This window comes from Streptomyces diastatochromogenes (assembly GCF_002242805.1).
In the GTDB taxonomy this organism is placed as follows: Bacteria; Actinomycetota; Actinomycetes; order Streptomycetales; family Streptomycetaceae; genus Streptomyces; species Streptomyces diastatochromogenes.
Genome location: NZ_MCGQ01000006.1, coordinates 143957 through 156168, shown reverse-complemented (window position 1 = coordinate 156168; position 12212 = coordinate 143957). Strand labels below are relative to the sequence as shown.

Genomic DNA, 12212 nt, shown 5'->3' with positions numbered 1-12212 from the left:
AGCTACCGGAGGTCCCGATGAGCCGAGTGATCCGTGCCGCCCTGTTCCAGACGGCCTGGACCGGCGACAAGGAATCCATGATCCAGGTCCACGAGCAGGCGGCCCGCGACGCCGCCGCGCAGGGCGCCCAGGTTCTGTGCTTCCAGGAGCTGTTCTACGGCCCCTACTTCTGCCAGGTCCAGGACAAGGCGTTCTACGAGTACGCCGAGCAGATCCCGGACGGCCCCACCGTCAAGCGCTTCCAGGCGCTCGCGAAGGAGCTGGGCATCGTCCTCGTCCTGCCGATGTACGAGGAGGAGCAGCCCGGTGTCCTGTACAACACCGCGGCCGTGATCGACGCGGACGGCTCCTACCTGGGCAAGTACCGCAAGACCCACATCCCGCAGGTCCAGGGATTCTGGGAGAAGTTCTACTTCCGCCCGGGGAACAGCGGCTGGCCCGTCTTCGAGACGGCCGTCGGGAAGATCGGCGTGTACATCTGCTACGACCGCCACTTCCCGGAGGGCTGGCGTGCGCTCGGCCTCGGCGGCGCCGAGATCGTCTTCAACCCCTCGGCCACCTCGCGCGGCCTGTCCCGCTACCTGTGGCAGCTGGAGCAGCCGGCGGCGGCCGTCGCCAACGAGTACTTCGTGGGCGCGATCAACCGGGTCGGCGTGGAGGACCTGGGCGACAACGACTTCTACGGCACCACGTACTTCGTGGACCCGGAGGCCCAGTTCGTCGGCGAGGTGGCGAGCGACAAGGAGACCGAACTCGTCGTACGCGACCTGGACCTGGCGAAGCTCCGCGAGGTCCGCGACCGCTGGCAGTTCTACCGCGACCGGAACCCGGCGGCGTACGGACCGCTGACCGCACCCTGACCGAACCGTTCATCCTGGGAGGAGAGGGATCATGAGCAGCCGTACCGTCATCCGCGGTGGTCTCGTCATCACCGCGTCCGACGAGATCCACGCCGACGTGCTGATCGAGGACGGCCGCATCGCCGCCCTCGCCGCCTCCGGCACCCCCGCAGCCGAGGCGTTCACCGCCGAGCGAAGCGAGATGGGGGCATCCCCGCCCGAAGGGTGGGGGAGGGTCATCGACGCCACCGGGAAGTACGTCATCCCGGGCGGCGTCGACGCCCACACCCACATGGAGCTGCCGTTCGGCGGCACCTTCGCCTCCGACACCTTCGAGACCGGCACCCGCGCGGCCGCCTGGGGCGGGACGACCACCATCGTCGACTTCGCGGTGCAGAGCGTCGGCCACACCCTGCGCGAGGGCCTGGACGCCTGGCACGCCAAGGCCGAGGGCAACTGCGCGATCGACTACGCCTTCCACATGATCGTCTCCGATGTGAACCAGGAGACGCTGAAGGAGATGGATCTGCTGGTGGAGGAGGGTGTCACCTCCTTCAAGCAGTTCATGGCCTACCCGGGGGTCTTCTACTCCGACGACGGCCAGATCCTGCGCGCCATGCAGCGCTCCGCCGACAACGGCGGCCTGATCATGATGCACGCGGAGAACGGCATCGCGATCGACGTGCTGGTCGAGCAGGCGCTGGCCCGGGGAGAGACGGATCCCCGGTACCACGGCGAGGTCCGCAAGGCCCTGCTGGAGGCCGAGGCCACCCACCGGGCCATCAGGCTCGCCCAGGTGGCCGGCGCGCCCCTGTACGTCGTGCACGTCTCGGCCATGGAGGCGGTGGCCGAGCTGGCGCGGGCGCGGGACGAGGGGCTGAACGTCTTCGGCGAGACCTGCCCGCAGTATCTGTTCCTGTCCACCGACAACCTCGCCGAGCCCGACTTCGAGGGCGCGAAGTACGTGTGCAGTACGCCCTTGAGGCCGCGCGAGCACCAGGCCAAGCTGTGGCAGGGCCTGCGCACCAACGACCTCCAGGTGGTCTCCACCGACCACTGCCCCTTCTGCTTCGTGGGCCAGAAGGAGCTGGGCCGCGGCGACTTCTCCAAGATCCCCAACGGCCTGCCGGGCGTCGAGAACCGGATGGACCTGCTGCACCAGGCCGTCGTCGACGGGCACATCTCCCGCCGCCGCTGGATCGAGATCGCCTGCGCCACCCCGGCCCGTATGTTCGGCATGTACCCGAAGAAGGGCACCATCGCCCCGGGCGCCGACGCCGACGTCGTCATCTACGACCCGCACGCCGAGCAGGTCATGTCCGCCGAGACCCACCACATGAACGTCGACTACTCGGCGTACGAGGGCAGGCGGACGACCGGACGGGTCGAGACGGTGCTCTCGCGCGGCGAACCCGTCATCACCGAGCGGGAGTACACGGGACACGCCGGGCACGGCGTCTACACCCCGCGCTCCACCTGTCAGTACCTCAACTAGGAGTGGCGCTCATGGACTTCGGACTCGTCCTGCAGACCGACCCGCCGGCCTCCCGCGTCATCAGCCTGATGAAACGGGCCGAGCGCAACGGCTTCACGTACGGCTGGACCTTCGACTCCGCCGTGCTGTGGCAGGAGCCGTTCGTAATCTACAGTCAGATCCTCTCCAACACCACGAAGTTGACGGTCGGCCCGATGGTCACCAACCCGGGCACCCGCACCTGGGAGGTCACCGCCTCCACCTTCGCCACCCTCAACGACATGTTCGGCAACCGCACCGTCTGCGGCATCGGCCGCGGCGACTCCGCGATGCGCGTCGCCGGCCGCAAGCCCAACACCCTGGCCCGGATCAGCGAGGCCATGAAGGTCATCCGCGCCCTGGGCCGGGGCGAGGAGGCCGACCTCGGCGGTACGGTCGTCAGGTTCCCGTGGATCAAGCCGGGCGCCGAACTCCCCGTGTGGATGGCCGCGTACGGCCCCAAGGCCCTGAAGATGACCGGCGAGGAGGCCGACGGGTTCATTCTCCAGCTGTCCGACCTGTACCTGACCGAGTACATGGTCAAGGCCGTGAAGGACGCGGCCGTCGCCGCCGGACGGGATCCCTCCGAGGTGAAGATCTGCGTCGCCGCCCCCGCCTACGTCACCGCGGACGACTCGCCCGAGGCGCTCGCCCACGCACGCGACCAGTGCCGGTGGTTCGGCGGCATGGTCGGCAACCACGTGGCCGACCTGGTCGCCAAGTACGGCGAGCACTCCGGCCAGGTCCCCGACGAACTCACCGACTACATCAAGGCACGCGAGGGGTACGACTACTCCCACCACGGGCGCAGCGACAACCCCGACACCGAGTTCGTGCCCGACGAGATCGTCGACCGGTTCTGCGTCATCGGGCCGGCCGAGAAGCACATCGAGAAACTCACCGCACTGCGCGAGCTGGGTGTCGACCAGTTCGCGGTGTACGACATGCACGACGCCCAGGAAGCCACCATCGACGCCTACGGCACGACGGTGATCCCGGCCCTCAACGCCTGACCGCAGCACACCCGTTGATCTCCCCCTTCCCGTCGTCCGGGGAAGGGGGCCAGGGCGCTCTCCGCGCACCCCCCACAGGAGCCACCCGCACGGCCTCTCCCCGTCCCACCCTTCTTTGATTGGCCTGCCCATGACCGACACCGCTCCCACGGCCATACCGCCGACCGCTCAAGTCACCCGCGCCGACGGCCGGGTGGAGATCGCCCCTGGTTCGCCGCAGCCCAGCGGCCCCTACGCCAACGAGGACCTGCTCCCCGTCCCCGTGGCGAAGCGCACCTGGACGACGTACAACTTCTCCGCGCTGTGGGTCGGCATGGCCCACAACACGGCCTCCTGGACCCTCGCGTCCGGGCTGATCGCGGTCGGCATGGACTGGAAGCAGGCCGTCTTCACCATCGCCCTCGCCAACCTGGTCGTGCTGGTGCCGATGCTGCTCACCGGGCACGCGGGCCCCAAGTACGGCATCCCCTTCCCGGTCTTCGCCCGTGCCTCCTTCGGGGTGCGCGGCGCCAACCTGCCCGCTGTCGTACGGGCGTTGGTGGCCTGCGGCTGGTTCGGCATCCAGACCTGGATCGGCGGCGAGGCCATCTACTTCCTCGCCGGCAAGCTGATCGGCGACAGCTGGGCCAACGCCTCGCACATCGGCGGCTACGCCTGGACCATGTGGCTGTCCTTCGCGATCTTCTGGGTGATCCAGGTCGCCATCATCTACCGGGGCATGGAGACCATCCGCCGCTTCGAGAACTGGGCCGCGCCCTTCGTGCTCGTCGGCGCGTTCGTGATGCTGTGGTGGATGAGCAGCAAGGCCGGCGGCGTCGGCCCGCTGTTCGACCAGCCCTCCAAGCTGGGCTGGGGCGGCGACTTCTGGAAGCTGTTCTGGCCCTCCCTCATGGGCATGATCGGCTTCTGGTCCACGCTGTCGCTGAACATCCCCGACTTCACCCGCTACGGCAAGAGCCAGAAGGCCCAGACCTGGGGCCAGGCCCTCGGCCTGCCGACCACGATGACCCTCTTCGCCTTCCTCTCCGTGCTCGTCACCTCCGGATCGCAGGCGGTCTACGGCCAGGCGGTCTGGGACCCGGTCCAGCTCGCGGCCAAGACGGACAACGTGGTCGGCCTGGTCTACGCCCTGGTCACCGTGCTGGTGGCGACCCTCTCCGTGAACATCGCGGCCAACCTGGTCTCCCCGGCCTTCGACTTCTCCAACGTCGCGCCCCGCAGGATCAGTTTCCGCACCGGCGCCCTGATCACCTCGGTCCTCGCCGTGCTGATCTTCCCGTGGAAGCTGTACTCCGACCCGCAGGGCTACATCTTCACCTGGCTCGGCCTGGTCGGCGGCCTGCTCGGCACGGTCGCGGGCATCCTCGTCGCCGACTACTGGATCCTGCGCCGCACCCGCCTCGTCCTCGCCGACCTGTACCGCACGGGCGGCCGCTACTGGTACGCGGGCGGCTGGAACTGGCGTGCCGTGTTCGCCTTCGTGGTCGGCGGCGTCCTAGCGATCGGCGGCGCGGACTTCCATCCGCTGATCGACGGCCGGCCCATCCCGGCCCTCAAGTCCCTTGCGGATTACGGCTGGGCGGTGGGCCTCGGGACGTCGCTGGTGCTGTACGTGGTGCTGACGCTGCTGACCGGGCGGAGGGAGGTCGCGGCGGAGGCCGCCTGAGCGAGGGCCCGTTTCGCCGCTCGGTCCGACCGGTGGCCGGGTCTGAGCGGCGGCTGGTCCGACCGGTGGCCGGTCTGCCGGGTGCCGTCGACGGTGGGGCGTACCAACGGGAAGCGGCCCGCCCCAGCGCCGGTCCGACCGGTGGCCGGTCCGTCGGGAGCGGTCGGTGGCGGGGCGTACTACCGGAGGGATGTGCGTTCCCGCCGAGGCCCCGTCCCGGCGGCCGGGGTCATTCGGCGGGCGGGCCCCCGGGGCAGTCGTCGACCGCGGCCAGCGCCTCCGCCCAGGCGTGGTGCTGACGCTGCTGACCAGGCGGAGGGAGGACGCGGCGGAGGCCGCCTGAGCGAGGGCCGGCCCCGGCGCCCGGTTCGACCGGTGGTCGGTTTGCCCGGTGCTGTCGGCGGCGAGGCGTGCCACCGGAGGATGGGCGTCGCCGCCGCGGCCCGTCCCGGCGGCCGGGGTCATTCGGCGGGCGGGCCCCCGGGGCAGTCGTCGACCGCGGCCAGCGCCTCCGCCTGGGCGAGTCGTACCGTGACCTCGCCGGTGTCCGTCTTGACGAGCAGGCGTCCGGCGTCCGTGCGCACCGGCTTGCCGCACACGTCCCCGGACGGGGTGCGCACCAGGATCCGGGGTCCGTCCTTCTCGGGGCCGTACCAGGTCAGCGCCACGCCGGCGACGAGCATCGCCCCGCAGGCGATCGTGAGCACCACCCCACGGGTGAGGGCCCGTACCGTGCGGCGGGTCTCCATGTGGTCGCCCAGGTGCAGCGCGGTGGCCGCGGCGGGTACGCCGGCGGGCAGCCGTACCCCGGCGGGTGCCCCGTGCGCCGCCCGGAGCAGCAGCAGCGCGCCGAGCGTGCCGAACACCAGGCACAGCAGCAGCGCGCCGCCCACCAGGGCGTCGTACGGAGAGGCCAGCTTCCCCACGTCGGTACGGCCCTTGATCAGGCCGAAGCCGAGCAGTCCGACGAAGAGGGCCGCGAGCCCGTTGCGCCAGGCGAGCGCCGCCTCCCGGGCGCGGGCCAGCTCCCCGCTGAGCAACTCCCGGGTCAGCCGTGCCGCGTGGCGGTCGGCACGGGTCGCGGGAGGGCCCGGCCGTACGCTCCACCGCTGGGTCATGCCCGCTCCACGAGGACGTTCCAGTAGGCGCCGCACCCCTTCTCCTCGGGCGGCCGCCCGGGGTGCTCGGCCTCGCACTCGCAGAGCACCGGGACATGCGTCGGCCGGGGGGTCCGGCGCGGGGAGCGGAAGACCCGGTCGGTGTGCGTGTAGCTGAACACGCAACCGCAACGGGGACACCGGCCGTGCAGCACGGCCACCCCGTCGTCGGCGGCCTCGACCCGCAGGCCGGTCGTGTAGTGCGCGGCGTAGTCGGCCCGCGTCATCTCCACGTACGGTTCCGGGGTGCCGGGCGCCGGTGCGGAGTTCGTCACCGTATCCCCTCCTTCCAGGGCGTGCGTGTCCGGCCGGTCCGGGACCGGCTCCGAACGACCGCTCACGATGTCCCACCTCAACGGGCCACCCAGCATGCCGACTTCGGCCCTCCGGCGCCACGGACAGCGGCTGGCACGCCCCGAACACGCCCACCCGGGACCACCGGTGGCCCCGGACGCCTCATGGATCGGGCGGAATCCGTCCGGAAGCCGGGCGTTGTCCGGCAGGATGCCGATCAGGCGCGCGAGACCCGGCCGCCGGATCCGGGGGAACGGGCACCATGGCGGGGGAGGGGATGACGCATGAGTGAAGCCGGGGCCCTGCCGGTGGCCGAGCGGACCGCCACCGCGCTCGCGCGCACGGCCGGGTTGGCCGTACCGCTCGACGCGGACGAGTACCAGGGGACACGAGGGCCGGAACTCGACGCGCTGACCGGCGAACTGGAGCTGGTCCTAGCCGAGTTGGTGCAGTCGGAGGGCCGTGACGCGACGGTCGCGGCGGTGGAGGCACGTCTCGGGAGATGCCTCGCGCTGAGGTTCGTCCTTGGGGGCGCCCCGGCCGACCGGGAGCGAGCGCTGCCCCTGCTGGACGGGGCCCGTACGTCGGCCCTGCTCGGCGACGAGGACCGGGAGGCCGCGCGCCGGGACCTCGTGATCCTGCTCGGCTCGCGGCTGGTGCGGCTGAACCAGGAGACCTCGCCGGATTCCGAGAGTCAGTGGACCATCGACCAGTTGATGTCCATGCTCACGGTCGGAGTCCCGCTCGCCCAGGGCGGTTCGGGCATGGTGGAGGACACCGGCCTGCTCGTGCGGCTGCTGCTCGAACGCGAGCAGGGGCGCATGACACCCGAACTGCGGGACAACCTGCTGGGTTTGGGCGCGCTGATCGACGCGCTGCTGAAGGGCGAGACGGGTGCGGTCGTCAGCGGGGCCCGGCACCTCCTCGACACCATGCCGGGCATGGGGATGCCGCCACCGCTGCACGTCCTGATGCCGTCGCTGTTCTCGATGATGGAGGACGCCCTCGCCACGCTCCCACCCGAGACGGCGGGGACGGCCCCCGTGTGGGCCGAGGACCCCGACGACGCGCGGGAAGACCAGCACGTGCGCACCCAACTCCTCGCCCTGGCCGAGGTGATGGCGCCCGGGACCATCGCGACACAGGAGCTGCCCAAGCTCGTCGCCGAACTCTCGGGAGCGCGGGACGGTGCCACGGGGGAGGCCGACGACGCACCTCTGGCGTCCAGGATGATCGCCGCCCTCTTCCACACCGCCCTCGCCGCCCGTACCGGGGACATGGAGGGGTTCCGGGAGGCGCTCCGGCTGATGCACGAGGCGCATGCCAAGGGGGAACTCGACAGCCGCGTCCACCGTGAATGGCTCCGTACCGTCGTGCCCGGACTGCTGGTCGCGGCCTCCCTGACCGGTGGCAGCCTGCAGGACGAGGACATGGCACGGGCCCTGCTCGAGGCGCAGCAGTGGGACGACGACCCCGCGAGCGGCCTGGCCGCCACCCTGCGCCTGTGCGGGGAGGCCACACGGCTCCACGGGCGGGCGGTGGCCGCACTGGAGAGCGGCGACGACGAGGCGGTCGAGGACGTCATCGACGCCCTGTGCGAACTGGAACTGGACGAGGCCTATGACGGCGCCGAGGAATGGACCGGCGCGCTGAACGGCTACGTGCTCGGCTTCGCCTGTCTGGGCCGCGTGGTGCACGCCACCTCGCCGGACGACAGGACGGCCCACCTGCGTGCGGCCGCCCATCACATCCAGCGGGCCGTGGAGACGTCGGTGCAGATGCCCGCCCTGCGTGGCCTCCTCGACGCCACCTGGGCCCCGCTGATCGCCCTGACGGCGATCGCCGAGTCGGACCCGAGCCGTATCGCCGAGGGCGTGCGGCGCACCAGGGAAGCCCTGGCGAGCCCCGGATTCACCGCCGACTTCCGGCCCAGGGCGCGCGGCGGCATCGCCATCGCCCTGGACACCCTGTATCTGCTCACCGGGGACCCCGAGGCGCTGGACGAGGCGATCGCGGAGCTGGAACAGGCTCTGACGGAACTGCCCGACGGCACGCCCAGCGGCGCCCGCCTCACCTGGGACCAGGCCACGCTCCGCGCCAAGCGCGCCACCCTCCGGGCGGGCACGCCCGGCTCCGACGAGGACCTGCGTGCCGCCGTCGACCTGGCCCGCACCTCCCTCCGGCTCGCCGCCGACGACGTACTGCTCCAGCAGGGCGTCGGCCGCGGCCTGCGCATGGCCCGCGTGGCGGCCGACCGGGGCCGCAGCGCGGCCTTCTGGGCGTTGCGGGCCGGGCTCGCGGAGGAGGCGATCGCGTGTCTGGAGGCGGGCCGCTCGCTGGTGCTCGGCGCGGCGGCCGTCTCGGCGGGTGTCGCCGACCGCCTGGCGGCCCTCGGCGAGACCGAACTGGCCGAACGCTGGCGCAGCGCGGCCTCCGACCGCTCCTGGGACCACTCCGACGACCGCTCCCTCCTGGAACTGTCGGCCGCGGCGGGGGCGGGTGCCTCCGGCGGTCGTGGTGATGTGCGGGGTCGCTCGCCGTTGGATGCGCCGGCCGAGGGGGACGCGGGGACCCCGGGTCGCTCTGGCGACGTCCGGGACCGCTCCCCGCTGGATGTGCCGGTCGAGGCGGATGCGGGTGCCCCCGGCGGTCCCGGTGATGTGCGCGACGGCTCCCCGCTGGATGTGCTGGCCGAGGCGGATGCGGGTGCCCCCGGCGGTCCCGGTGATGTGCGCGACGGCTCCCCGCTGGATGTGCTGGCCGAGGCCGATGCGGGCACCCCCGGCGGTCCCGGTGATGTGCAGGACCGCTCCCCGCTCGATGTGCCGGCCGAAGCGGGTGCGGGTGCCCCCGGCCGTCCTGCCGACCTGCAAAGCCGCTCCCCCCTGGACGTGCTGGCCGAAGCAGGCGCGGGCGCCCCTGGGCTGCCCGGTGACGTGCGGCGCCGTTCCTTGGACGTGCTGCGTGGGGAGGGCGGTGCCGATGTGCAGCCGTTGTTCGCCTCCGCGAGCGACCTGCGTGCCGGGCTGGGGGAGGCGGGAGCGGACGCGCTGCTGTACCTGGTGCCCGGCGTCGACGGTCCGGACGGGGCCGTCCTGGTCGTCACCCGTGACGGTCCTGTCGAGGCGTTGCCCCTGCCCGGCCTCGCCTCCGCCGGCCGCGGAGCCGTGGCGGAGTACCTGGAGGCCGGCGCGCACCGGCAGCGCCTGGAGGCCGCCCTCTACGGCCCCGACCGGGACACTGTCAACGCGCGGGAGGTGCAGCGCGCCGAGCGGCGCTGGACCCGCGCCCTGGACGGCATGTGCGAGTGGGCCGGTGACGTGCTCGGCCCCGCACTCGACCACCTCGGCGTCTGGGACCGCGCCCTCACCGAGGCCGGCTTCCTCGACGCCCCGGCCGATGCCGTCGGCCCCGACGCCGTACGGCTGGTCCTGGTGCCCTGCGGCGAACTGGGCGTCGTGCCCTGGCAGGCGGCCGTCCTGCGCCCGCCCCGCCCCTACGACGCGACGCGCGCCGTGCGGGCCTGCGAGGTCGCCGTCCTCACGCACGCGGCCTCCGGCAGGGAGTTCCTGCGTGCCGTGGCCCGCCGGCGTATGAACCCCGCAGACCGGCCGGCCCTGGTGTTCCACGCGGCGGACGACCTGGAGTGGGCCGAGGACGAGATCGAGACCCTGGCCACCGTCTACCCGCGGGCCGTGATCCACCGCCCCGACGACAACCCCGCCACCCCGGCGAAGGTCCTGGCCCTGCTCGGCGGCACGGCCACCGCCCCCGCTTCCCTGGTGCATCTCGCCTGTCACGGGCTCGCGGGCCCGGACCCCACGACATCGGCCCTCCGGCTGGCCGCGCCGGCCGGCGCCGGCGATCCGTCCCTTCCCGGCGCGGATCTCACGCTGAGCACTCTGCTGGAGACGCCCGCCGAGGGCGACGCCTTCCGGTCGGCCGGGCCGCTGGTCGTGTGCGGCGGCTGCGAGACGGACCTCACCACCCGCGATCACGACGAGGCCCTGACCGTCACCTCGGTCATGGTGCACCGGCTGGCCGCCGATGCCATCGGCACCCGGTGGAAGGTCGACGACGACCAGTCCGAGATCGTCATGCTCGTCCTGCACGACGCGCTCGCCCGGGGACTCGCCCCGCCCGACGCGCTGCGCGCCGCCCAGCGGTGGATGCTCACCCCGCCGGACGAGCGGCCGCCCGTCGGTGGCCTGAGGGGCGTCGCCGCCCGCCGCCTCGCGAAGGACTTCCGGGACCGGCCCGACACCTGGGCGGCCTTCGTCCACCACGGCAACCCCGCACCGGCGGCGTCTTTCGACCGGCCCCAGGAAGGAGAGCGCGCATGACGTCGGAGGATCTGCTCAGGCTCCTGGAGAGTCACTGGACCACCGTCATCACCGGGCTCGACGACGACGACCTGGGCCAACTCGCCCGCAGCCTGCGGGAGATGAAGGAGGAGGCCGCCGCCGAGAACCCACCGGGTGTCGCCCGCGCCGTACGCCGGCTGCGGCGGACGCTGTCCGCGCTGCCGCCCGACCACCCGGTGTCCGAGGAACTCGGCGGCCACCGCTATGCCTCCGGCACCCATGAACTGCCCAGCCTCACGACGATCGACGCGGTGATCGACGTCCTCGGCACCCCACCGCCCGACCCCGGTGAACTGCTGCGGGCGGCCCGGCTACGGCTCCTCGCCGCACCGGCGCTGACCGAGGCCGAACACGCCGCGCTGCACCACGGCCCGGACACGCCCGCCTGCCTCATCGGGCTCCGCGACCCGGAGCACGGAATCCGCTATCCCCGCTTCCAGTTCAAGGCGGGCACGGCCGAACCGCTGCCCGTCGTCCGCCGGATCAACGAACTCCTCCGGGCCGACCGCGACCCCTGGGGCGCCGCCGACTGGTGGCTGGGCGGCAACCGGTGGCTGGGCGGTGTCCCCGCCGACCTGCTCGGCATCGTGCCGGACGACGACCTCGAACACGCCGCCGCCGAACTCGTGGGGGCGTTCTGATGGTCGGTCAACTTCCGCCCAAGAACGCCGTGATGGAGCCGCTGCTCACCGACGTGCCGAAGGGCACCCTGCTGTGGCGGTGCCACGAGGAGCAGTACGCGGCCGGCGAGTTCAACCCGAGCGTCGCGCACGAGTTCTTCAAGGGCAGCCGCTTCGACCCCACCGAGAAGGATCCCTACCCCTACCTCTACGCGGCCCTCGACCCGGTCACGGCCCTGTCCGAAGTGCTGCTGAGGTCGGTCGAGTTCAGCGACGGCAGCGGAGTGCGCCAGATTCCCTGGGCGCAGGCGTCCCGGTACGTCCTCTCGGCGATCCGCACCACGGCCGACCTCACCCTGGTGGACCTCACGACCGCGGAGGGGCTGGCGGCCGTCTGGCAGGACGACTGGCTGATCGACACCGAGGAGTACGCGGGCACCCGGTACTGGGTGCGGGTGATCCGGGAACGCGCCGACGACGTGCAGGGACTGTGGTGGACGTCCAAACGCTGCAGGCCGCGCCCCGCGCTCCAGCTGTTCCAGGACCGCTGTCCGGACACACCTCTGGCCGCCCGCCCGCAGGAGTGCCTCCGGCTGGCGTCGACGGACGACGTGCGCAAGGTCAACCGGCTGCTGGCGCCGCTGCGCGCGGTCATCTCCGCCACGGAGGACGACGGCAGGTGACCGTACGCGGATGCCCCGACCCGTCGAGGTGGGTCGGGGCATCCGCGTACCTGCGTACCGGGC

General features: G+C 72.4%; 9 protein-coding genes. 7 read left to right on the top strand and 2 right to left on the bottom strand.

What is annotated here, in order from left to right:
* The first annotated feature begins 17 nt into the window (after positions 1-17).
* From BEK98_RS04185 to BEK98_RS04170, 4 genes are all read left to right on the top strand, one after another.
* Positions 18-860, top strand: coding sequence for a nitrilase-related carbon-nitrogen hydrolase (locus tag BEK98_RS04185; RefSeq protein WP_094214981.1), 843 nt, complete (start codon positions 18-20; stop codon positions 858-860).
* A gap of 31 nt (positions 861-891) precedes the next feature.
* Positions 892-2334, top strand: a complete 1443-nt coding sequence (hydA, locus tag BEK98_RS04180) for a dihydropyrimidinase (protein WP_094214980.1) — start codon at positions 892-894, stop codon at positions 2332-2334.
* 11 nt (positions 2335-2345) lie between these two features.
* Complete coding sequence (locus BEK98_RS04175; RefSeq protein WP_094214979.1) at positions 2346-3365, top strand: TIGR03842 family LLM class F420-dependent oxidoreductase; 1020 nt, start codon at positions 2346-2348, stop codon at positions 3363-3365.
* 130 nt (positions 3366-3495) lie between these two features.
* On the top strand, positions 3496-5031 hold the full coding sequence (locus tag BEK98_RS04170; RefSeq protein WP_167444083.1) for an NCS1 family nucleobase:cation symporter-1: 1536 nt from the start codon (positions 3496-3498) through the stop codon (positions 5029-5031).
* A 461-nt stretch (positions 5032-5492) separates the two neighbouring features.
* Here the strand turns inward: BEK98_RS04170 and BEK98_RS04165 are convergent, their stop codons facing one another.
* A complete protein-coding gene (locus BEK98_RS04165; protein WP_094214977.1) occupies positions 5493-6149 on the bottom strand; it encodes a hypothetical protein in 657 nt (218 codons plus the stop codon).
* A complete protein-coding gene (locus BEK98_RS04160; protein WP_244201739.1) occupies positions 6146-6463 on the bottom strand; it encodes a hypothetical protein in 318 nt (105 codons plus the stop codon). Before BEK98_RS04160 ends, BEK98_RS04165 begins: the two co-directional genes overlap by 4 nt.
* A 303-nt stretch (positions 6464-6766) precedes the next feature.
* Here BEK98_RS04160 and BEK98_RS04155 point away from each other — a divergent pair, with 303 nt between their 5' ends.
* The 3 genes from BEK98_RS04155 to BEK98_RS04145 are packed head-to-tail and all read left to right on the top strand — an operon-like array spanning position 6767 to position 12149.
* On the top strand, positions 6767-10825 hold the full coding sequence (locus tag BEK98_RS04155; protein WP_094214976.1) for a CHAT domain-containing protein: 4059 nt from the start codon (positions 6767-6769) through the stop codon (positions 10823-10825).
* Positions 10822-11487, top strand: a complete 666-nt coding sequence (locus BEK98_RS04150) for a hypothetical protein (RefSeq protein ID WP_094214975.1) — start codon at positions 10822-10824, stop codon at positions 11485-11487. The genes BEK98_RS04155 and BEK98_RS04150 overlap by 4 nt, the downstream gene beginning before the upstream one ends.
* Positions 11487-12149 (top strand): RES family NAD+ phosphorylase, encoded by a 663-nt coding sequence (locus tag BEK98_RS04145; RefSeq protein WP_094214974.1) that lies wholly within the window; start codon positions 11487-11489, stop codon positions 12147-12149. The genes BEK98_RS04150 and BEK98_RS04145 overlap by 1 nt, the downstream gene beginning before the upstream one ends.
* The last annotated feature ends 63 nt before the right edge of the window (positions 12150-12212 follow it).